Here is a 23,173-nt window from a genome sequence, read left to right on the forward strand (position 1 = left end):
GGATAATGAAGAAGTGGGGATTATTAGTGTTTATAGTTATATGTTTGAGTTTTGTGTACGTTGATAAAGAAATTTCTCTTCAAGATAAAGTAGAGATTCAAACATATAAAAAAATTAACAAAGATCAATTAGATAATAAAGAGACTTCTGAACGTTTCCAATCGAAGGGCATTACAAAAGAACAGGTCTACAAAGGAAACTTACTCTTAATAAACAAAAAATATCCTGTGCATCAGGAAAGTATAAAATCAGATGTTGTAAACTTATTCACTCACAAAGAATTGAAAAAAGGATACGAATTGCTTGATACGAAAATTGAATTGTCAGAGGATGTTGCCCGTAAATTTTCAAAGATGATCGTTGATGCTAGAAAAGAAGGAGTTCTTAATTTTACAATTAATAGTGGCTTTCGTGACTTTGATGAGCAAAATGCACTTTATCAACAAATGGGATCAGACTATGCCTTACCTGCAGGCCGTAGTGAACACAATTTAGGTTTATCACTTGATGTAGGATCTACTGAAATGAAAATGAATGAGGCACCTGAAGGTAAGTGGTTAGAAAAGAATGCTTGGAAATACGGCTTTATTATACGCTATCCAAAGGATAAGATAGCAATTACTGGCATTCAGTATGAACCTTGGCATATTCGCTATGTTGGATTGCCACACAGTGTGATCATGGAGGAAAAGAATTTTTCTTTGGAAGAGTATTTGGATTTCTTAAAAAAACAAAAGTCTATTTCAACTACTATAAATGGCGAAAAATACGAAATATCTTATTACCCTGTTACTAAAAATACGACCATTCAGGTGCCTACCAATCTTCGTTATGAAATTTCAGGCAACAATATGGATGGTGTGATTGTGACGTTATTTAACAGCTCCACATATACGAATCTTAAGGAGGATAGTCTAGCGGAATGAAGATAATAAAATTAATGAACAAAATTATTGTTTCAGCACTATTTGTCCTTTATATGTATGCAATAATTAGAGTTATTCTATTTAAGTTCCGCTGGAGAGATATATCCTTTCTTTGGTATCAACTTCAGACTAATCTCGGGAATCCTGTTAATCTCATAAACGAATTAAAAATGGGAAATCTTATGCCATTTAAAACAATATTCATTAATATTCAGAGTCTATCTTCGTGGCCTGATTTTAGTAATTTAGTTGGGAATATTGTAGCATTTATCCCATTTGGAATGTTTCTTGTACTTTTGTCTAAAAATAGAAGGATGTCATTCATAAGCGTATTCATTAGTTCTTTTAGTTTTAGTTTGTGCATAGAAAGCTTACAGGTTGTTTTTTCTCTAGGGATTTTTGATGTGGATGATCTAATACTAAATACCTCTGGAGGATTGCTTGGTTATTGTGTGATCAAGCTTTGTGATAAGGTTTATAATATACTTTTCGTAAATTCATCAAGCAGTGTCGGAGATAGAGAAATAGTTGATAAACAAGAATTTTAAAATTTCGAGGAAGATGAACTGTAATTTTAAACGGGAAACGATACTAGAAACGGCTGCTGTAGAGTAGCCGTATTTTTGTTAAATGAACTAAATGAAGTATCCCTTTTTCATTTAATGTTAGAATAGATTGAAGTTGCGGTGTAGACACTAACCTGAGAATTGGATTATAAAAACAAAATCATAGTAAATCGATGTTTTTTTTGTTATATGTTAAGAGTTAAATACTAAAATAGAAAAAAGTGGAAAAGGGGGATAAAATGACTCAGGGAAATGTAAAAAGTGATGCAGGATGGAATTTTGATAATAGTTATTCAAATTTACCGGAATTCTTTTTTGCTCTTCAAGACTTAAATCCGGTAAGTTCACCGAAATTGGTTGTTCTAAATAAACCAGTGGCATTATCACTTGGTCTAGATATTCAATCACTTCAAAGTGAAGAAAGTGTAAATGTGTTTGCTGGGAATCAAGTGCCAAAAGGTGGATTGCCGCTTGCACAAGCATATGCAGGGCATCAGTTTGCACACTTTAATATGCTTGGGGATGGAAGAGCATTATTACTCGGTGAACAGATCACTCCAAAAAACGAACGATTTGATGTACAACTTAAAGGTTCAGGTAGAACACCTTATTCACGAGGTGGGGATGGTCGTGCAGCACTTGGACCGATGCTTCGCGAATACATTATTAGTGAGGCGATGCATGCACTAAAGATACCAACTACACGAAGTCTTGCTGTTGTAACGACAGGTGAACAAATCCAGCGTGAAACTCGATTGCCTGGGGCAGTTATGACCCGAATTGCTGCTAGTCATATTCGAGTTGGTACGTTTCAGTATGTTTCAAGATGGGGTAGTGTGAATGAACTTCAAGAACTTGCTGATTATACAATTCAAAGGCATTATCCGGAAATTGAATTAAATGATCCAAATCGATATCTTTCACTACTCCAAGGGGTCATTAAGCGCCAAGCTTCCTTAATTATCAAATGGCAATTAGTCGGTTTTATACATGGTGTAATGAACACTGACAATATGACAATTAGTGGTGAAACAATTGACTATGGTCCGTGTGCATTCATGGATGCGTACGATCCTGCAACTGTATTTAGCTCAATTGATCTCCGTGGTCGTTATGCATATGGAAACCAACCAAAAATGGCTGGTTGGAATCTTGCCCGATTTGCAGAAACATTATTACCTTTATTGCATGATGATCAGGAAAAAGCTTTAGAAATAGCACAGAATGCAATATCAGAATACCCAATTATTTATGTTGATAATTGGATTGCAGGCATGAGGAGAAAATTAGGGATACTTAATGAAGAAGAACAAGATAAGTCTTTAATTGATGAGTTACTTGAAATTATGGAAAAGTATAAAGCCGACTATACGAATACGTTTAGAGCATTATCATATGGTAATCAAGATGAGCTGCCTTTGTTAACATCATCTGAATTTAAACAATGGGAGAAGAAGTGGCAGGAGAGATTAAGTAGACAACCAGAATCAAAAGAAGTATCTCTTCAATTAATGAGAGACAACAATCCGTATGTAATCCCAAGAAATCATCGCGTAGAAGAAGCTTTAGAAGCAGCGGTAGAGAACGGAGATTATAGCGTGATGGAGAAATTGCTTAAAGCACTTTCTAATCCTTTTACTGAATCGAAAGAACAGATAAATTATTGTACACTACCTCCTGATCCGGATCGTCCTTATCAGACTTTTTGTGGTACATGATGATTCCTATATTTTTTATAGTACAAATACTACCTTTTTCTAGGGTAGTATTTATTTTTACGTAAATTGAGGAACATATTTTTAGTGAATCTGAGCATACACTTTGAATAAACCTCAAAAATTTACTATATTAGAAAAAGTAAAATTAAAAGTTATCTAAAATTATAAGAGGGGAATTTGCCCTCTTTTTATATTTAGGCCAGTAGAAAGAAGTGGGGAAGTTGAAGAAGCAACAAATTTATATCATTTTATTTTGTATTATGGTGGTATGGGGATTTAATGTAATTGCAACAAAAGTTCTAGTAGAGAACTTTATGCCAGTTACGATGACAGCTATCCGTGTTTTCACTGCTGGAGTAAGTGTTTTTATCATTTTGTTTTTAATAAAAAAAGTTCGTTTGCTTACAAAAAGAGAGTTTGGGTATGTATTTTTTGCGATGCTATTAAATGTAGTTGCACATCATTATTTTTTATCAATCGGTCTATCCCAAACTTCAGCATCTAACGGGGGCCTAATTCTCGGAATGGGACCACTTTTAACAGCCTTATTGTCAGTTTTCTTTTTAGGTAGTGTAATGAATTTTGTTAGAATTTTAGGTGTTTTATTTGGTTTTGCGGGTGTTGCTTTTATTGTTTTCCAGAGCGGCGGAGGTTTTCATGGTGTTTCGCATGGAGATTTTTATGTGTTTTTAGCAATCTTGGCTCAAGCATCTAGTTTTGTTTTAATTAAAAAAGTTTCGAAAACATTAGATCCCAGATTAATGACTGGATATATGCTAGTTATGGGTTCGATTATTTTATTTGGAATTAGTCAAATTCTTGAGCCAGGTGGAATGGCTAGTATGGTGCATCATTCAGTAGGAATTTGGGCGGTATTTTTTGCATCAGCAGTTGTTGCAACAGCTATGGGGCATATGCTATATAATTTTGCTCTTGGGAAGGTTGGCACAACAGAGGCAGCAATTTTTTTAAATTTAAATCCATTCTTTTCACTTATTGGTGCGGTATTATTTTTAGGTGAAAAAATTGTTATAACCCAAGTAGTCGGATTTATTTTAATTTTAATAGGTGTCTTGTTTGGTTCAGGAGTATATGAAGATGTAACTCGCAAATTTAAAAGAGATAATCAAATCCAATTCTAATTTCAACATAATAAATGTTTCATAAGACAATTTACCGATAAGGTGATTGTCTTTTTTTATCTTAAGAAAAGAGCTCTAATTCATCATTTCATGAAAAAAAACTGCTTTTTTAGGGCATATTATAAAGTATTCAAGCTATTAGGAAGGACTCATCAAGATGACAATCGATCCAAGAACACATTCATTAAATGCGGAAACAATTGAGAATGAATTAGAAATACCTAGTTGGTTTATAAAATTAAACAAGTTTAAATCTAATTTAAATAATTTGGACATGGAGTCTCAGTTTTATGAGCAATTCTTAACCTTATTAACTAATGAAGAAACAGCGTTAGAGCTGCATTATAAAAATATAAAGTATATTGAAAAGCTAGAGAATGAAATTCAAATAATGGAAGAGCGTTATCGGAAAGTAATGCACTCAAAGCTTGGCAGATTAATTCAGTTTTATTGGAAAGCTAAAAGATGGCTTTTTAGAAAGATAAGAGGTTGGTGAGTAAGTTTTGAACAAGTTTGAAATTCAGCAAAGATTAGAAGAAATTGAAAGAATAAAGATTGAAATTTACCAACGAATGAATAAGGAAATCCCGGAAGACTTAATATTTTCAAAATATCATTTTAAAAAGTTGATAAACGGTATTAGCGTAGTCATCCCGACATACAAAGGTGAAAAAGTGATAAAAAAATGTATTGAATCATTAAAAAATCAAACTTTGTCACCAAAATATTTTGAAGTGTTCTTTATTATCAATGGAGAAAAAGATCAAACCGAAGAGATATTGATGAATTTCATTAAGGAACATAATATTAATCATTTCAATATTCTTCATTCAGAAGAAGCTAGCGTTTCAGCTGCAAGAAATATGGGGATTCAACAAGCATCAAAAAAATACATTACATTTTTGGATGACGATGATTACGTTTCACCTAACTTTCTTGAAAAACTATTCAATCATGCTGATGAAGAATCTGTTGTCATTTCACAAGTTGTCGACGTAGATCTAGAAGGTAATTGTAATCCTAATAATCCTGTTAACTCCCAAATTAAAAAAGCGTTAGATACTAAAATTTATACTTATACTGATTTAAATAGTGTTTTAACAATGAATGCTTGTAAATTAATACCAACAAAGAAAGTGAAAACTCAACGCTACGAACTCGGTTTAAAAAGTGGAGAAGATGTAATGTTTTTTACTAAATTATTTGCTTTGCATCATTTTCATTTAAAGATTGTTCCATTAGAAGAGCAGGCAATTTATTATCGAGTTTTAAGAGATAACTCAGTTTCTAGACGTCAAAATTCATTTGAGTTTAATGTAAAAGAGCGTTTAGAAGTAATGAAGCATCTTGATGTTTTACTAGGAGAAACGAATAGTCCTACGATTCAACAATTCATTAAAGGAAAAATACATGCTCAATATGGATTTATAGACAGGTATATTAACAATAGCAATGAATTGAGAGAAAAAGTAATTGAAGAAGTAAATAAACACAGTTTCGTCTATTTTCCTTATTTTAAGCTCTACAATGGAGATACGCGTTCTTTAATTATTTCTTATTGTTTTCCACCATATGTTGATACAAGTGGAACTGTAATGGCTAAGCGTATTATCGAAAATAATGAAGTGGTAGACGTAATTTATAATAATATGTCGAAGGTAAGAGAAACTGATTATCGACAAAATGCAATGGTGGATGGTTTTATTAATAATCGGATGGAAATATCATCTGCTAGTAGTTTTAAACAATGGAAATCAATGAAAGACTTTATTAAAAAATCTCTTAAAGAAATTAAATTCAAAGAAAGAATACATGGTGCATACCATAAAATTTATAGCCGAGCACTATGGCCTGCTTCACACTTTTTAGCATTTGAATATAAATTAAAAAATCCAAAGGCAAAATGGGTTGCAGAATTCTCTGATCCGATTCTATTAGATATTCATGGAAAAGAACGGAAGTCAGCAATTATTGATTTAGGGTTTTATAAAAAAGTAAATGCACTTTTAAAGAAAAAAAACTTTCCACTAGCTTTAAATAACAATATGTTTTTTTGGTGTGAGTACATTGCTTATGCATTTGCAGATGAAATTGTTTTTACAAATGAAAATCAATTGAAATACATGTCAGAAATGTTCCCAATGAAAGAAATGAAAGAAGTTATTTTAAATAAAGCTAGAATTTGTAATCAACCGACATTACCGAAGCAATATTATCACGTTAAAGCTAGTAAATATAGAATGGATGAAAACAAAGTAAACCTAGGGTACTTTGGAACGTTTTATCAAACGAGGAAATTAAATGAAATAATTGAAGGACTTAAATTAACGAAACCTGAATTAAGAGATAAAATTAAACTTCATGTTTTCACATCAGATCCAAAATCTCTTGCAAATGAACTTTCGGGAGAAGTAATTGAAAAACATGTAAAAGTGAATCCATATGTTAACTTTTTAGAGTTTTTAAATTTTACAACAAAATTCGATTGTCTAATTGTTAATGATGCATTTACGAAGGATTATAAAAATATTAATCCATACTTACCTTCTAAGTTGAGCGATTACAAAGGTAGTGGGAATAATATATGGGGTATTTTTGAAGAAGGCAGTATTCTCAGTAGATTTGAAACGAAATATAAATCTGAGATTGGCGATATTGAAGGTGCTTCTAAAGTGTTTGAAGCAATAGTTACGGAGAAATTAATTCAACAATACAACCAGCTTGATGAAGCATTACCGAATGAGAAATTAATGTAAAACCAAAATAAACAAAGTTAATGATAAATTTTGTAAAGGGTAGATACTTCATGATTAAAAAGAGTTTCAATTTGCTAGGACCAATTCTAATCGGATTGGTCTGTAGCTATTTACTTGTTATTTGGTCTCATAATTATTTGTGGAAGAACAATGTAAATCTTTATGAGAATTGGATTATCACAGATTTTTTTAGGTGGAACTTTTTGATTGTGTCAGTTATTGTCTCAATTCTAGTAATTGGGCTTTCTGTTCTAGGCTTTAATGTTTGGTGGATTTTAATTACGATTGTAGGTTCAATAGGAATTTTCTCATATGCTTTATCAGAGAAAATAAAATATACCGGAGAGCCGTTTCATCCAAGTGATTTATTTTTCCTACGTGATCCAATCGTCTTTTTACAATTTTCAAAGCTTCCATTTCTTCTCAAATGGGGAGGTTTAATTGGAATCATAACATTTCTTTTTTTAGGAACTTTCTTAGCCTATAAAAAATGGAGAAATGCTTCTGCAAGGAAAAATAGTTTGCGTTTTTTACTAATCGTATTGCTTGGGGTCTTTTTTACATTTGGATCAAAAGAAGGCTATGCTTATTTTGTAAAAAACTCAAATGTAAAATATATACCTTGGAATTACGAGACTAGTGTTGAAAGATATGGTATGTATCCAGCATTTTTAGTAACTTATATGAATAGCAAACGTGAAGAACCTAAAGTATCTAATAAAGTAAAAAATGAGGTCATTAAAGAAATCAATTCTTTAAAACCACTTTCTAAACCAAAACAATTACCAGATATTTTAGTGATTCAAAGTGAGGCTTACAGTATTTTAGATGACATGAAATTAAAATGGCAGACAGATCCAAATGCACCGCTTCGCTCTATAAATGAAGGTATTCATGGAACCCTAATAAGTAATACATTTGGAGGACGGACGGCTAACGAGGAATTTGAAGTACTAACTAGCCTAAAATTAAAACGTAAATTCGAAGATCGGACACCATACCAAGAAGGAAAAATGGGGAATAGACAATCACCTAGTTTCATTCAAGATGTTAGACATTTTGGCATGGAGACGATAGCCCTTCATCCATTTAAAACATCATTTTTCAAACGAAAAGAAGTTTATCCTAACATAGGATTTAATCAGTTCTTGTCAGAAGCAGATTTATCTTCTTGCCAAAAATTTGGTTCCTATTTATCAGACGAGTGTAGCTCGAAAAAAGCATTATCTCTAATTAATAAAAAGGGGAGTCAATTTGTATTTTTTGTGACAATGCAAAATCATTTTGATTGGCGTAAAGGTCATTTTCCTGAAGAAAACATGAGAGTTAGTGGAGTACCTATGGATGAGGAGTTAAAAGGAAAAGTAGAGAGTTATGCAAGTGGTATTTATAAAAGCGGCAATTCTCTTGTTTCAGTATGGCAAGAAATAAAAAAACGTAAGAATCCTACAATCGTTCTTTTTTATGGCGACCATCGTCCAACATTTGGCGATATAAAGGAAACCTACGAGCAGTGGGGAGCACCAATTGTGAAAAAAGAAGGAGAAGATTGGTATAATGAAACACCGATGTGGATTTGGAGTAATGACAAAAGTACAATGGACAAGATTAGAAACTATTCGAAGCCATTTTTAGAAAAAGGAAAGCTTAAATTAGAATCCTACGAAATTGCACCTCTTTTAATGAAAGTTCTAACAAACGGTCAGATTGAACATTCATGGTATGATTGGGTACTTCGAAATCATTCAAATGATATTTGGGATTGGGTAATATACGATCGAGTATATGGTGATGGTATTACCTTTAATAGAAAGTAAAAATGGGGCCAAAAGGTCCCTTTTTTATTGGGTAAAAAACTGACTTGTTTTTAACTTCGGAAAGAATTCGAAAAGTATTTACATAAATTGGTGGTTCTTGAAAAAAATACAAAAAGAGATAATTATACTTTAGGAGGTTTGTGATGAGGAAACTAGTTTTCTTAAAAGGCCCTTTAATATTACTAATCGTATTATTTAGTATCTTTTGTAATGTTCAACTTAATAGTGTAAATGCGTTTACAAGCCAAGTACTTCAAATGGGTGCTACAGGAGAAGATGTTATTGAATTACAATCTCGGTTAAAATACAACGGTTATTACACTAGCAAGGTCGATGGGGTGTTTGGATACAACACATATTGGGCGGTTAGGAATTTCCAAAATAATTTCGGAATGCCTGTCGATGGGGTTGTTGGAGCTAAGACAAAAGCGATGCTCGTAAAAGCAACAAAATATGAAAAAGGTGAAAATGCAGGTGGTGGATCAAATGTTCCGAATGGTTATTCACAAAATGATATTCAGCTAATGGCTAATGCGGTTTATGGTGAATCACGTGGTGAACCATATATCGGACAAGTAGCAGTTGCTGCAGTAATTCTGAATCGCGTTAGCAATCCATCGTTTCCAAACACAGTGTCAGGTGTTATTTTTGAGCCAGGTGCATTTACCGCTGTGTCAGACGGGCAAATTTATTTAACACCAAATGAGACAGCCAAAAAAGCTGTTTTAGACGCTGTAAATGGTTGGGATCCGAGTGAAAGTGCACTTTATTATTTTAATCCAGACACAGCGACAAGTGCTTGGATTTGGAGCAGACCACAAATAAAACAAATTGGTAGACATATATTTTGCCGATAAGAAAGGAGTGTTTTAAGTGATTAAGGAAGCTGCAATAGGCGTGTTAGCCATTGGACTGATCGGAACATCATATTGGGGTTATACAGAGCATAAGGCTAAAAACGAAATCAATATCCAGGCAGAAAACAACTATCAACGGGCATTTCATGAACTAACTTATGAATTAGACTTATTACATGATAAAATTGGCGATACTTTAGCAATGAAATCAAAGTCATCCCTCTCTCCAGCACTAGTTGAAGTATGGGGACTAACTTCTCAAGCTAGATCTAACGTAGGGCAACTTCCTTTGAGACTATTACCAGTCAATAAAACGGAGGAGTTTCTAACAAATATTGGCGATTTTAGTTATCGAACTGCGGTAAGAGATTTAGATAAAGAACCATTGACCCAAAATGAATACGCAACACTGCAAAAGTTATATGATAACTCTGCTGAAATTCAAGGAGAGATTAGGAAAGTTCAGCATCTGGTATTTGAGAATAAATTACGTTGGATGGATGTAGAGCTTGCTTATGCAAAAGATCAACATCCGAAAAATAACGTAATTATTGATGGATTTAAGACAGTTGAAAGGAATGTCATGTCATATTCCGATGCAAATGCAGACCCATCACTGACAAATTATAAAGTAAATCGTGCTAGCCTTTCAAATGTAAAAGGAGAAAAAATAACGACAGAGCAAGCGAAAGAAATTGCGAGGAAATTTCTTGAATTAAATAGTACAGCACAAATAAAAGTTGATCTTACAGGTGAAAAATTAGAAGATCGGTATTATAGCATAGAAATTAAGGAACCAAAAACAAATAGCGAAATTTATATGGATATTACCGAAAAAGGTGGCTATCCAGTTTGGGTGATTGATAGTCGAAATATTAAGGCACAAAAAATCGATTTAAATCAGGCTTCTATTAATGGACTTAAATTTTTAGAACGAAATAAATTCTCTAATATGGAGCTAACTGAAAGCTCACAATATGATACGATTGGTGTATTTACATATGTAACAAAACAGGACGGTGTAAGAATCTATCCTGAATCTGTTACGATGAAAATTGCTCTTGATGACGGAAGTATTGTAGGTTTTTCATCAAGAAATTACTTGGCAGCATATACAAAACGAACGATTCCAAAGCCGAAAATATCGGTTGAAGAAGCCAGAAATAGTATTAGTTCTAACTTAAAAATAATGGAAGAGCGCCAAGCGATTATTTTAAATAAATTGAATCAAGAAGTACTTTGCTATGAATTTGTAGGAATACGAGGTAATGACACATATCAAATATTCGTGAATGCGGATACTGGTGTCGAAGAACAGATTAAAAAACTGAATGTCTTAGTCGAAAACTACGACTGAAGCTCATAATTTTTTAACGATGAGGACTTAAGTATATAACTCAAGTCCTCAATTTATTTATTAAATAATAATGTCGATAAAAAAAGGAAACGGTTTGAGTTAAAACTATTTCCTTTTTCATTTTTACTAGATTTAAAAGTGGTAGAAATTTTAAACTAGCATTTCGGGTCAAATTACATGGATTATTTATTACAAATACGAGACTTTTTTACAGTTAGTTTAAATGTAAAATTCTGTTAGTTAGGTCCGGCAAGTTATCATACTTTAGGCTTGTACAAAGCTTTATTTTAAGCGACTTTAGGAGCAGGGATTTATAGAGTTCAATTAGTAAAAAATATTTTTTATATTTGTCCTAATGTCCAAAATAGTGAATATATATTTCTTGAGATTAAAATTCTAGAGGGAGCGAGGTAAGGGGTAGATTCTGTTTGTTAGTAGAAGTTTAATTGTATTGTAAGCGTTTTCTTTAGAGAGAAAGGGGGATTAAATGAACATATTACTATGTTGTGCTGCCGGCATGTCTACAAGTTTATTAGTTACTAAAATGGAAGCTGCTGCAAAATCTGAAGGAATCGACGCAAGGATTTGGGCAGTGAGTGCTAATGATGTTAAAAATCATCTTGATCAAGCAGATGTATTACTTGTAGGTCCCCAAGTAAGGTATCTACTCCCACAATTAAAAAAAGAAGGTTTACAAAAAGGAATACCAGTTGATGCCATTAATCCGGTTCATTACGGGATGTGTAAAGGAGCAGAGGTACTGAAATTTGCAATCGATTTAATAGGTTCATAATTTCATTTAGGGGTGATTTGTGATGGCCAACTTTACTCAAATGTTAGAAGAGAAAGTAATGCCTATTGCTGGAAAAATTGCGGGTCAAAGACACTTGCAAGCATTACGTGATGGAATTATTTTAACACTACCTCTTATTATTGTCGGTTCTATTTTCTTAATCTTAGGCTTCTTACCGTTTGACGGATATCCAGATTTTATGGCAAAAACATTCGGTGCCGCTTGGCAAACAAAGCTTCTTTATCCTGTTAGTGCTTCATTTGATATAATGGCGCTCATTGCAGGATTTGGTATCGCATATCGACTCGCTGAACATTATAAAGTAGATGCATTGAATGCTGGTGCGATCTCAATTGCCTCGTTCATTTTATCAACACCATACTTCACAATGTTTACGCCAGATGGAGCCACTGCTGCTATTAAAGTAGGCGGAGTGCTACCTATGGCATTTTTAGGAAGTAAGGGTCTGTTTGTTGCTATTATAATTGCGTTGTTCTCAACTGAAATTTATAGATGGGTCATTCAAAGAAATTTTGTTATTAAGATGCCGGATGGTGTACCACCTAGTGTAAGTAAATCATTCGTTGCATTATTCCCTGCATTTCTAGTTATTCTCTTAGTATGGATCATTCGATTATTAATTGAACATACACACTATGAAACTTTACACAATGTCGTTGGGGATCTATTACAAGATCCACTTAGTAGACTTGGTGGATCATTAGCTGGCGCTTTAATTGCCGTTTTATTAATTCAATTATTATGGTCAGTCGGATTACACGGTGCGGCAATTGTCGGTGGTGTAATGGGTCCAGTATGGTTAGCAGCAACTGATGCAAACCGTTTAGCTCTTCAAGGTCATCATGCAATGCCAAATGTTGTTACACAACAATTCTTTGATATCTTCATCTACATGGGTGGTTCTGGTGCAACAATTTGTTTTGCTCTTATGATGCTATTATTTGCAAAGAGTCAGCATGCAAAACAACTAGGAAGGCTATCGATTGGACCTGGTATTTTCAATATTAATGAACCAATTACGTTCGGTGCGCCTGTAGTAATGAATCCATTGCTTTTAGTTCCGTTTATTCTAACGCCATTAGTACTTGTTGTAACCACATATATAGGAATGAAAACGGGGTTTGCTCCAAAAACACATGGTATTGCCATTCCTTGGACGACTCCACCAATTATCGGCGGTTGGCTAGCAACTGGAGGTAACTGGAGAGGATCTGCAATGCAATTGATTAATCTTGTTGTAGCGTTCTTAATTTACTTCCCATTCTTTAGAATGTGGGATAAACAAAATTTACAAACTGAACAAGGCTCACCAAAATAAGAAATGTATAATGCATAAAGGGGCTTGCTATCTAGCAAGCTCCCATACTGTTTAAAAAGTGCTGGCTTTCAATCAGTCAGGACAAAAAAAGTTTTAACTCTTGGTAAAAACACATGTAGCTTGCCAATAGGCAGGCTCTTGGTATTGTTTTTTTACATTCTAATAAAGGGTGTGATTCTAGTGACAAAAGAAGAATTGTACAACCTTTCCTTTCAGTTAATCTTGCATAGCGGAAATGCTAGAAGTCTTTCAATGGAGGGAATCTATGCAGCAAAAGAAAAAAATTTTGAGCTAGCTTTTGAGAAGCTTGCAGAGGCAGATCGCGAGTTTAGTCAAGCACATCGTTTTCAAACACAATTGATTCAGGCAGAGGCTGGCGGAGAAGATTTTGATACTCCAATTCTATTAATTCATGCACAAGATCATTTAATGACAGCAATGACGCTTAAAGATTTAGCAAGGGAGATTATTGAACTGCGGCAAGAAGTAAGCAACCAATAAAAGGAGGTTACATAGGATGGGAAAATCAATCAAAATTACGACAATTGGTGGAGGGTCAAGCTATACTCCAGAGTTAGTGGAAGGTTTTATTAAGCGGTACGATGAGCTTCCATTACGAGAGCTATGGCTTGTAGATGTTGAAGAAGGCAAAGAGAAATTAGAGATTGTTGGTCAATTAGCAAAACGGATGTTTCAAAAGGCAGGCCTTCCTGTAGAAGTTCATTTGACACTTAATCGAAAAGAGGCACTTAAAGATGCTGACTTTGTTACAACGCAATTTCGCGTTGGTTTATTAGATGCGAGGGCAAAGGATGAAAGAATACCTTTAAAATATGGTGTACTTGGTCAAGAAACAAATGGACCAGGAGGATTATTTAAAGGCTTGCGAACAATTCCAGTCATTTTAGATATTGTAAAAGATATGAAGGATTTATGTCCAAATGCGTGGTTAGTAAATTTTACGAACCCCGCTGGTATGGTTACTGAGGCTGTACTTCGTTACACCGACCATCGAAAAGTAGTTGGTTTATGTAATGTCCCAATTGGAATGGAAATGGGAATTGCCAAATTATTAAATGTCGAGCATTCTCGTGTACGAATTGACTTTGCTGGATTAAATCATATGGTTTATGGGTTAGACGTGTTTGTTGACGGAGAAAGTGTAAAAGATCAAGTCATTGAATTATTAACGAATCCAGAAAACTCTAGTTTTGTTAAGAATATTCAAGGATATGGATGGGAACCTGAGTTTCTTCGTGCTTTAAACGCACTTCCTTGTCCGTATCATAACTATTATTATAAAACTCGTGAAATGGTTGAAAAGGATATTAAAAATGCCGAAACTGTAGGCACTCGTGCTGAAGTTGTTAAAAAATTGGAGGATGATCTTTTTGAACTTTATAAAGATCCAAATCTATCAATTAAACCACCTCAGCTCGAAAAACGAGGCGGAGCTTACTATAGTGATGCAGCAGTTAGATTAATTTCTTCTATTTATAATGATAAAGGTGATATTCAACCAGTTAATACGATGAATAATGGATCAATTGCTAGTATTCCTAATGACTCAGCGGTAGAGGTTAGCTGTGTCATCACAAAGGATGGACCAAAACCAATCGTAATGGGGGATCTACCGGTTTCTGTAAGGGGGCTCGTTCAACAAATCAAATCATTTGAAAGAGTAGCTTGTAAAGCAGCGGTAACAGGTGATTATGATTTGGCCATTCTAGCGTTAACGATTAACCCACTAGTTGCATCAGATAAAGTTGCAAAGGAAATTGTTGATGAAATGCTAGAAGCACATAAAAAATATTTACCTCAATTTTTTAAAGAGGTGAAAGTTAAATGATTAAATTAATTGTGAATGCAGACGATTTTGGTTATTCAAGGGGAATTAATTATGGAATCATTGATGCACATAAAAATGGAATTGTTAACTCAGCTACAATGATGATGAATATGCCAGGCGTAAGTCACGCAGTAGAGCTAGCAAAAGAAAATCCAAGCCTTCAAGTAGGAATCCATCTGGTTTTAACTTGTGGAAAGCCACTTTTAAAAGATGTTCCAACACTTGTTAATGAAAATGGTCATTTTAAAAGTAGACATGAGTTCTTTGAAGATAAAAATATCTCACTAGATGAGTTAGAAAGAGAATGGACTGCACAAATAGAAAAATTCTTAGAATCAGGACTAAAACCAACTCATTTTGATAGCCACCACCATGTTCATACCGTACCTGAGTTTTTACCAGTCGTACAGAAGTTAGCTCAAAAATATAATTTAAGTGCTAGACGCATTTCTGAAAATGCTTTACAAGGGGTCGTTCCTTTTACGGATGTTTTTCTTCATGATTTCTATGGGGAGGGCGTGACGAATGACTATTTTGAAAAGATATTAACACAGGTACAGGACGATCAATCTGTTGAAGTCATGTGTCACCCTGGTTATCTTGATCATGAGATATTAAACAATTCTTCTTACGCTAAAGATCGAGTAAAAGAGACGCTAATTTTATCTACTGTTAAACTATCAAAAGAGATTGATTTACTATAGAAAATTTATTTATTAGCATAGAGCCTGAATTCGACTCTATGTTTTTTTGGTATAGATATATAATTAGAGTTTTATAATCTTGGGAAAAAATGTAAGATGAAATAGGAGTAGTTTTACACTATAATGAATATTAACAATATTAAAATAATATTTAAGGAAAATACCTATGAAAATTGGAAAAATTATTAATTACCATCGAAAAAAACAACAGATGACACAAGAGCAACTATGTGATGGAATTTGTTCAATTTCTCATTTAAGTAAGATTGAGAACAACTCAAAAGAGGTTAATATCGAAACTTTAAACTTATTGTGTATGAAGTTAGGTATATCAGTTGAAGCTGAAAAAAATAAAGTTAGTCATATTAAAATAAAACTACAGGAGTTCTATGACGCAATTGAACGACTGCACCATAAAAAAGCAAATACACTCTATCAAGACCTCACGGAATATAAGGAGTTCGTCCAGTATACGGAATTGCTTTATGTATATGAATTATACATGTTGAGGTATACTTTGTTTTTAAATCAGGTCGATTTGGCAGAGCAATTAATAGAAAAAATAGGTCAAAATACAAAGATGTTTTCTGAGTTTGAACTATTTGTTTGGAATGTATTAAATGCAATTTTTAATCATAAAAGGAATAATTTTATTAAATCTTTAGACTTACTAGAAGAGGTAAAGGATTTAAGGAAACTGTATCGAGATGACATAACGGAATATTATTATTTAAAATCCTTAATGCATTGTAGATTAGGACAATCTGCATTAGCAATCTATTTCGGTAATAAAGCTCTAGAAGTTTTCAAAAAAAGGAATAATATTATTAGAATGTTAGATGTGAAAACAATTTTATCAATCCATTTAACTGAAACAGGTGAATATGAAAGAGCAGAAAATTTATTAAAAGAAATACTAGATGATGCAGAATTAATTCAAAACACAACAATCGAAGAGATGGCGTGGCATAATTTGGGCTTTTTGTATGGTACTCAAAACTTTTCAGAAAAAGCATTGGAGTGTTATTATAAATCACTTACGTTAATAGAGAAATATACTGACAGTTATTACCTTACATTAGGAAATATTGCCACTCATTTGCTAAAGCTACAAAAAAATGAACAAGTAGTGAATATGCTAGAACATGAACTAGAGTCATTCGAAGATACAACAAGATTAGAATATGTGAAATTACGAGTATTATATTTTGAAGCAAAAAGTGAAGAGAAGGCACTAATCCGGTATTTAATGGCAGACGGCTTACCAATTATGGAGAAACACGGTAATCGAATGAAGGTTTATGAATATAGTGAACGAATAGCAGAATATTACCAAAGACAAGGCGACCCACTTTTAGCTAATAAGTATTTACAAATCAGTTTACATCAAATGAAGAAGACACATAATACAGGAGTTCTCAGATGAAAAAGAAGATTAAACTTATCGCTCTTTCCCTAATGATTACTGTTCTGGTGAGTTTAGGAATAAATACGATTCAAAGTCATCACTCGCCTAACAATGAAATTTATGCATCTAATAAGCAGGAAGATGATCCAAAACCTCCAGGAAGTTGATGGTAAGTATAAACAAGAAACACAAGGTTAATTAATTTTCCTTGTGTTTTTGTTTTAATTTAAATTAAGCCGAGTTTATAAAGTGTTCGTGACTGGTCTCTACGCTAAAAAGGGATATCTCGAAAAACGAGATATCCCTTTTCTATTTACAAACTTACTGGTTTACTAGTATCTTGCTGTTTACGTTGATTTCTAGATTTTCTAAAATAAAGTAACTCATAAATAACAGGGATAACAATTAATGTTAATAATGTTGAAATAGTTAATCCGCCAATTACTACAACTGCAAGGCTTTGGGATACAAGGCTACCGGTTTCGGCTTTTTTGAATAGTAATGGTAGCATTGCACAAATTGTAGCCACAGCAGTCATAAGAATTGGTCGAATACGAGTTACTGCAGCATCGATAATTGCTTCACGAAGAATCATTTGTTTTTCTTTTTGCTTTACTCGGTCTAGTAATACAATCGCGTTTGTCACAACAATTCCAATGAGCATCAGTGCTCCTAATAGTGCTGTTGGTTCAACGGATATACGACTTATAATTAATCCAAGCACAGCTCCAATCGCCGCTAAAGGTAAAGAACATAGTATAGCAATTGGTGCACGGAATGTTTTAAATGTAATAATCATGATTAGGAAAACTAATCCGATTGAGACAAGCATGATCATATAGAGATCTGAGAAATCTTGAGATTGTTGTGCAAGGGCACCACCAATGTATACATTTACACCATCGGAAATTTTCATGCCCTTTGATTTTTTATCACCAAAAATAACTTTATTTAAATCTGCATTAATTTTTGAAAGTTTATCTGGTTTTACTTCGGCAGATATACTTAAATATGGATCGCCATCTTTATGGTATAGATTAGTAGACTTTTCTTCTACTTTTAATGTAGCAACTGATGATACTGGAATGATTCCAGTTTTAGTCACAATTGGTACTGATTTTATATCCTCAGGAGTTTTAGGTTCTAATATTGGTTCAAGATAAACATCAGTCGGTTGTTGATTAATTGTAACTGTTCCAAGTGGAGTTCGATTCAACATAACAAATAATTGTTGCGAAAGTTGCTCAGCATTACCTTTTGAAGGGTCAACCTCTAATGAATAAACCGTTTTTTTATCTTCCTCATTTGTTGTTACCTTCTTAATTCCATCAATATTTTTAATTTTATTTTTAATTTCACTTGCGGTATTCTCTAAATCATGTAAATTATTTCCGACTACATCGATCGTAATTTGAGTTTTAGAACCTCCAAATAAACTAGATGCCATCGTACTTAATTCTGCATCAGCATAGTTAGATTTTTGCGTATTGATTTTTTTTACAACTTGATCAGTAAGTTTTTTATCATCTAATGTAATTAAAAAGATTGCTTGGGTAGAAGAGCGGACATCCCCATATTTTGCAGCATCAGCTGTACTACCCAATTGAGTATAAACTCCTTTTATACCTTTTTGTTCAAGAATATACTTTTCTAGTTTAAGAGTGTTTTCTTTTACTTTTTCGACTGGTGTATCACTAGGATACGTTAAAGTTGTTTGAACAAAGTCTGAAGAAGAATTATCTGTTGCACCTTTTGGCATAGCGAAATAAGTACCAATTGAGCCGACAAATAATAAAAAAGAAATGACTACAATTACCCATTTATGATTCAATGACCAAGTAAGAACTTTTTTATATCGTACTGAAGGATTATGAGCTTTTAATTTAGCCTTTTTAAGGAAGAATGCACTTAATAATGGAACAACTGTCAATGCGACAAATAATGAAGCTAATAAAGAGTAAGTAATGGTTAAAGCAAATGGAAGCATGAAATCTTTAAGCCCCGTGCTAATAATTCCTATTGGTAGAAACACAGCAACAGTCGTTAAAGTAGAGGCTGTGATTGCACTTCCGACTCCTTTCGTAGCATCAATAATCATTTGAACTGAAAATTTCTCTGATTGTGTTTTTCTAAAAATATTCTCAATAACGACAATACTATCATCAACTAATCGTCCAACTGCTACTGCTACTCCACCGAGTGTTAAAACATTCAGTGTAATGCCAGACTCTGTAAGTAAAAATAATGTTAAACAGAGCGATAGCGGAATTGAAACAATGGTAATTAGTGTTGAACGTACATTTCTTAAGAATAACATGATGACAATCGTAGCAAATAATGCACCAAGTAAAACTTCCTTAATCATTGCATGTACAGAAGTTTTAACCATATCCGATGTTGCGACCATGACATCTGAATTCATATTTTTATATTTTTTATTTAAGTATTTAGTAGCTTTTCTTACATCCTTTGTAATACTAACTGCATTAGAATTACTATCCTTCGTGACGATTAATAATAATCCGTCTTTTCCGTTGATTCTTGTTAAATTGTTTGCTGGCTTTTTCACTTCAACAGTTGCAATATCAGCTAATTTTACCTGATCAGCGACCATAAGACTCTTTACTTTCTCTATATTATCTAAATTCCCAACAACTTTTATATTACTAGTCTTATCATTTATAATACCTTCGCCAACTGAAACTGCAGAATTTTGGCCGCGAATAATACCCATGACAGTTTCTAGTGATACTTTATTCTGTGCAAGCTTTGCATTATCGATTTTTACAGAAACAAAAGATTTTTCTGTACCGTATGTTTGAACGTCAGCTACGCCTTTTATATCTTTGAAATAGGGAATAACTTTTTTGTTTGCAAAATCTATGTTAGTCGGACTTAATCCATCCTCGAAAGTGATTGCAACATCTGCGATAGGGATCATGGAAGTGTTTAATTGAACAATTGTAGGTTTACTAACATTTTGAGGTAGTGTGACTTTATTTAAAGATTCTTGGACTTCTTGTTTAGCGTCCTTCATATTTGTTCCTGAATCATAATATACATCAATTTTTGAAAAACCATTGCTTGTGCTTGAATAAATATGACTTTTGCCCTTCACACCAGAGACGGCAGTTTCAATCGGAGTAGTTACTTGATCCTCCATTGTTTTCGAATCAGTACCTTGGCCCATAACAATGACAGAAACAATTGGTTGGTCTGCAGCAGGTAGGAATTCCATTGGAAGCTTTTTATAACTTAATACTCCAATTAATAAAATGAGAACGGATAAAAAGGTAATGGCGGCTTTATTATTAAAGGCCCATTTTGTAAACCACGACATTAAAGTTTTCCTCCCTTATGGTAAAAATATCCAGTAACACACAAGTTGAATCGTAACATACTAAAGTTGAAAATGAAATACATTTTATTTAGAATTTACAAAAAAATTATGCGCACAATTCGACAGTTAAACCGGTAAATGAATTAGTACATACTTTATTAAACTATGAGACAAATAGTCTTTTATACTTGTTTAATGAAATTCAGTATTATGATATTTTTGTTGGTCAGTTGGAAAATTCTGAAATAATAGCACACTTAAATCACATGTGGTAAGGTATTAACATCTAACGAACTAGAAATTCAATAGAACTCGAGGTGCAGTATTTTGATTAAACGTTTTTTTAGTTATTATCGCCCGCACAAAAAGCTATTCTATTTAGACTTTTTCTGTGCAATATTAGTAGGATTAATGGAGCTTGGATTTCCTTTAGCAGTATCTTGGTTTATTGATAAACTGCTTCCGGAAGGGAATTGGAGTAAAATTATCTCGATCAGTATCGGACTTTTAGTACTTTATTTAGTAAGTTCTGGTATGCAATTTGTTGTGAATTATTGGGGCCATAAACTTGGTATTAATATTGAGACTGATATGCGTCGTGAGTTATTTAATCATGTACAACGTCAATCTTTTCGTTTCTTTGATAATACGAAGACTGGCCATATAATGAGTCGTATAACAAATGATTTAATGGATATTGGTGAATTAGCGCACCATGGTCCAGAGGATTTATTTATTGCAATTATGACCTTCATCGGTGCATTTTGGATAATGCTAACAATTAATGTGAAGCTTGCATTAGTAGCAATCATAATTGTTCCATTTTTAGTTTGGTTGATTTCCTACTCAAACATGAAAATGAATAAATCATGGAGTAAAATGTATGGAAATATTGCAAATGTAAATGCTCAAGTTGAAGATAGTGTTTCAGGCGTAAGGGTAGTTCAATCTTTTACGAATGAACAATATGAAATGAAACGATTTAATAAAAATAACCAATACTTCCGTAAAACGAAACTAAAAGCTTATAAAGTAATGAGTGTGAATTTATTAGGAATCTATGTATCTACTCGATTAATGACACTTGTTATTCTAGTTTTTGGAGCTTGGTTAAGTTTTACGAAAATTTTATCGTATGGAGAATTAGTAGCATTTATTTTATATTTAAATATTTTATTTAAACCGATCGATAAGATCAGTGCATTACTTGAATTATATCCAAAGGGTATGGCGGGCTTTAAACGTTTTACTGAATTGATTGATAATGAGCCAGATATTGTAAATACTCCCGATGCAATTGAAGTAATTAATCTAAGAGGGGATATTAAGTTCAAAAATGTTTCTTTTGGTTACGAAAACAAACGTAGAATCTTAAATAATCTTTCCTTCTCTATTGAGGCCGGTAAAACAATTGCCTTTGTAGGTCCTTCAGGAGCTGGAAAAACAACAATCTGCTCATTAATTCCAAGATTTTATGATGTTTTAGACGGTGCGATCACAATTGATGGAATTGATATTCGAAACATGACGAAAGAATCATTGCGATCAAATATCGGAATCGTACAACAGGATGTGTTTTTATTCACAGGTACATTAAAAGAAAATATAGCTTACGGTAAGTTAAATGCAACTGATGATGAAATAGAAGAAGCAGCTAGTAAAGCTCACTTAACTGATCTAATTGCTTCATTACCTGATGGTTATGAAACTCAAATCGGAGAAAGAGGATTAAAGCTTTCTGGAGGACAAAAACAACGATTAGCAATTGCGAGAATGTTTTTGAAAAATCCACCAATCCTAATATTAGATGAGGCTACCTCGGCATTAGATACAGAGACAGAAGCCATAATTCAAGAAGCTTTGAATGATTTATCAAAAGATCGAACAACATTAGTTATTGCCCATCGATTAGGTACAATTAAAAAAGCAGATCGCATTTTAGTAATTACTGAAGAAGGAATTGCTGAAGATGGTACTCATACAGAACTACTATCACAGGAAGATGGGATTTTTGCTAGACTTCATGCTCATCAAATTTAACCAAAAAAACATTTCTCCATTACGTGGGAAAAAGAATTTGAGCCATAATACTGCACTTGCAAATTTATTTTATAAGTATAGTTTAGATGGGAAATCGTTTATCCGTATATTAAAAAAAGTTAATTAGGTTTTGTGTTGATAGAACAATAAATTACTTCAATATTGTAAATCTCACATTTCTTCAATTAAAAACCTTTATCCGCATTTAGTAGAAGAATATTTGGAAGAAACAAGACAAATCTATGAAAAATTAATTGAAAGTGAAGCAGAACAAGCAACTGAACGGAAAATGTATAAAAAAGTTTGTAAAACAATCGTAGAGTTTAATAAAATTTTTGGTAGCCAATATGCTCAGAATATTATTAGTGACTTTAAACAAAAATACGTTAAAAAACCAGCATTTATTGATGAATTAGGTAAATTAAAGTAAATGGATATGGGAACTTTCGTTTTTATAGGAAGAATTGTAAGAAAAAATGATAGGACTGCAAATAAAATCCGGAAATCGCAAATATAATGAGCAATGAGCAATCCTGCAATTAAAATTTACGAAACTGCAAT

The 23,173-nt window shown here is 33.1% G+C and carries 19 protein-coding genes; 18 read left to right on the forward strand and 1 reads right to left on the reverse strand.

Annotation, left to right across the window (positions count from 1 at the left end; all coding sequences use genetic code 11):
• Positions 1-5 precede the first annotated feature (5 nt).
• The 16 genes from vanY to MY490_RS02915 all read left to right on the forward strand — a co-directional run bounded on the left by vanY (position 6) and on the right by MY490_RS02915 (position 17,399).
• The gene (vanY, locus tag MY490_RS02840; protein WP_248267910.1) at positions 6-926 is read left to right on the forward strand and encodes a VanY-A/VanY-F/VanY-M family D-Ala-D-Ala carboxypeptidase; all 921 of its coding nucleotides are present in this window, start codon (positions 6-8) and stop codon (positions 924-926) included.
• Entirely contained in the window at positions 923-1,474 is a 552-nt protein-coding gene (locus MY490_RS02845; RefSeq protein ID WP_248267911.1) for a VanZ family protein, read from the forward strand. The genes vanY and MY490_RS02845 overlap by 4 nt, the downstream gene beginning before the upstream one ends.
• 257 nt (positions 1,475-1,731) lie before the next feature.
• Positions 1,732-3,210: a protein adenylyltransferase SelO gene (locus MY490_RS02850; protein ID WP_248267912.1), complete on the forward strand. Its 1,479-nt coding sequence runs from the start codon at positions 1,732-1,734 to the stop codon at positions 3,208-3,210.
• 221 nt (positions 3,211-3,431) lie between these two features.
• Positions 3,432-4,352 carry a DMT family transporter gene (locus tag MY490_RS02855; RefSeq protein WP_248267913.1) on the forward strand — a complete coding sequence of 307 codons (921 nt, stop codon included), beginning with the start codon at positions 3,432-3,434 and terminating at the stop codon, positions 4,350-4,352.
• A 157-nt stretch (positions 4,353-4,509) separates the two neighbouring features.
• Positions 4,510-4,848, forward strand: a complete 339-nt coding sequence (locus MY490_RS02860) for a hypothetical protein (protein ID WP_248267914.1) — start codon at positions 4,510-4,512, stop codon at positions 4,846-4,848.
• Between the two features lie 7 nt (positions 4,849-4,855).
• Positions 4,856-7,108 (forward strand): glycosyltransferase, encoded by a 2,253-nt coding sequence (locus MY490_RS02865; RefSeq protein WP_248267915.1) that lies wholly within the window; start codon positions 4,856-4,858, stop codon positions 7,106-7,108.
• A gap of 209 nt (positions 7,109-7,317) precedes the next feature.
• Positions 7,318-8,925 carry an LTA synthase family protein gene (locus MY490_RS02870; protein ID WP_248269308.1) on the forward strand — a complete coding sequence of 536 codons (1,608 nt, stop codon included), beginning with the start codon at positions 7,318-7,320 and terminating at the stop codon, positions 8,923-8,925.
• A 140-nt stretch (positions 8,926-9,065) separates the two neighbouring features.
• Positions 9,066-9,782: a spore cortex-lytic enzyme gene (sleB, locus tag MY490_RS02875; protein ID WP_432707033.1), complete on the forward strand. Its 717-nt coding sequence runs from the start codon at positions 9,066-9,068 to the stop codon at positions 9,780-9,782.
• A 16-nt stretch (positions 9,783-9,798) separates the two neighbouring features.
• Positions 9,799-11,139: a germination protein YpeB gene (ypeB, locus tag MY490_RS02880; protein ID WP_248267917.1), complete on the forward strand. Its 1,341-nt coding sequence runs from the start codon at positions 9,799-9,801 to the stop codon at positions 11,137-11,139.
• Between the two features lie 487 nt (positions 11,140-11,626).
• On the forward strand, positions 11,627-11,932 hold the full coding sequence (locus MY490_RS02885) for a PTS sugar transporter subunit IIB (RefSeq protein WP_069035316.1): 306 nt from the start codon (positions 11,627-11,629) through the stop codon (positions 11,930-11,932).
• 22 nt (positions 11,933-11,954) lie between these two features.
• Positions 11,955-13,271: a PTS cellobiose transporter subunit IIC gene (gene celB, locus MY490_RS02890; protein ID WP_248267918.1), complete on the forward strand. Its 1,317-nt coding sequence runs from the start codon at positions 11,955-11,957 to the stop codon at positions 13,269-13,271.
• A gap of 180 nt (positions 13,272-13,451) precedes the next feature.
• Complete coding sequence (locus MY490_RS02895; protein WP_098233187.1) at positions 13,452-13,772, forward strand: PTS sugar transporter subunit IIA; 321 nt, start codon at positions 13,452-13,454, stop codon at positions 13,770-13,772.
• 16 nt (positions 13,773-13,788) lie between these two features.
• Entirely contained in the window at positions 13,789-15,120 is a 1,332-nt protein-coding gene (locus tag MY490_RS02900; protein ID WP_248267919.1) for a 6-phospho-beta-glucosidase, read from the forward strand.
• A complete protein-coding gene (chbG, locus tag MY490_RS02905; RefSeq protein WP_248267920.1) occupies positions 15,117-15,824 on the forward strand; it encodes a chitin disaccharide deacetylase in 708 nt (235 codons plus the stop codon). Before MY490_RS02900 ends, chbG begins: the two co-directional genes overlap by 4 nt.
• A 166-nt stretch (positions 15,825-15,990) precedes the next feature.
• Positions 15,991-17,250 (forward strand): helix-turn-helix transcriptional regulator, encoded by a 1,260-nt coding sequence (locus tag MY490_RS02910; RefSeq protein ID WP_248267921.1) that lies wholly within the window; start codon positions 15,991-15,993, stop codon positions 17,248-17,250.
• The gene (locus tag MY490_RS02915) at positions 17,247-17,399 is read left to right on the forward strand and encodes a hypothetical protein (RefSeq protein WP_248267922.1); all 153 of its coding nucleotides are present in this window, start codon (positions 17,247-17,249) and stop codon (positions 17,397-17,399) included. Before MY490_RS02910 ends, MY490_RS02915 begins: the two co-directional genes overlap by 4 nt.
• A gap of 146 nt (positions 17,400-17,545) precedes the next feature.
• On the opposite strand, the gene MY490_RS02920 is transcribed toward MY490_RS02915, so the two are convergent.
• Complete coding sequence (locus tag MY490_RS02920; protein ID WP_248267923.1) at positions 17,546-20,572, reverse strand: efflux RND transporter permease subunit; 3,027 nt, start codon at positions 20,570-20,572, stop codon at positions 17,546-17,548.
• Positions 20,573-20,899: 327 nt separating this feature from the next.
• Here MY490_RS02920 and MY490_RS02925 point away from each other — a divergent pair, with 327 nt between their 5' ends.
• The gene (locus tag MY490_RS02925; protein ID WP_248267924.1) at positions 20,900-22,612 is read left to right on the forward strand and encodes an ABC transporter ATP-binding protein; all 1,713 of its coding nucleotides are present in this window, start codon (positions 20,900-20,902) and stop codon (positions 22,610-22,612) included.
• Positions 22,613-22,832: 220 nt separating this feature from the next.
• Positions 22,833-23,042: a hypothetical protein gene (locus MY490_RS02930; RefSeq protein WP_248267925.1), complete on the forward strand. Its 210-nt coding sequence runs from the start codon at positions 22,833-22,835 to the stop codon at positions 23,040-23,042.
• Positions 23,043-23,173: the final 131 nt, after the last annotated feature.

This window comes from Gottfriedia acidiceleris, assembly GCF_023115465.1.
Taxonomy (GTDB): domain Bacteria; phylum Bacillota; class Bacilli; order Bacillales; family Bacillaceae_G; genus Gottfriedia; species Gottfriedia acidiceleris_B.

What these genes read in the sequence shown, in the direction of transcription:
- MY490_RS02850 (WP_248267912.1), top strand. Translation starts at nt 1,732, where the DNA reads ATGACTCAGGGAAATGTAAAAAGTGATGCAGGATGGAATTTTGATAAT.
- MY490_RS02900 (WP_248267919.1), top strand. Translation starts at nt 13,789, where the DNA reads ATGGGAAAATCAATCAAAATTACGACAATTGGTGGAGGGTCAAGCTAT.
- MY490_RS02885 (WP_069035316.1), top strand. Translation starts at nt 11,627, where the DNA reads ATGAACATATTACTATGTTGTGCTGCCGGCATGTCTACAAGTTTATTA.
- MY490_RS02845 (WP_248267911.1), top strand. Translation starts at nt 923, where the DNA reads ATGAAGATAATAAAATTAATGAACAAAATTATTGTTTCAGCACTATTT.
- chbG (WP_248267920.1), top strand. Translation starts at nt 15,117, where the DNA reads ATGATTAAATTAATTGTGAATGCAGACGATTTTGGTTATTCAAGGGGA.
- MY490_RS02920 (WP_248267923.1), bottom strand. Translation starts at nt 20,572, where the DNA reads ATGTCGTGGTTTACAAAATGGGCCTTTAATAATAAAGCCGCCATTACC.
- MY490_RS02910 (WP_248267921.1), top strand. Translation starts at nt 15,991, where the DNA reads ATGAAAATTGGAAAAATTATTAATTACCATCGAAAAAAACAACAGATG.
- MY490_RS02915 (WP_248267922.1), top strand. Translation starts at nt 17,247, where the DNA reads ATGAAAAAGAAGATTAAACTTATCGCTCTTTCCCTAATGATTACTGTT.
- vanY (WP_248267910.1), top strand. Translation starts at nt 6, where the DNA reads ATGAAGAAGTGGGGATTATTAGTGTTTATAGTTATATGTTTGAGTTTT.
- MY490_RS02860 (WP_248267914.1), top strand. Translation starts at nt 4,510, where the DNA reads ATGACAATCGATCCAAGAACACATTCATTAAATGCGGAAACAATTGAG.
- celB (WP_248267918.1), top strand. Translation starts at nt 11,955, where the DNA reads ATGGCCAACTTTACTCAAATGTTAGAAGAGAAAGTAATGCCTATTGCT.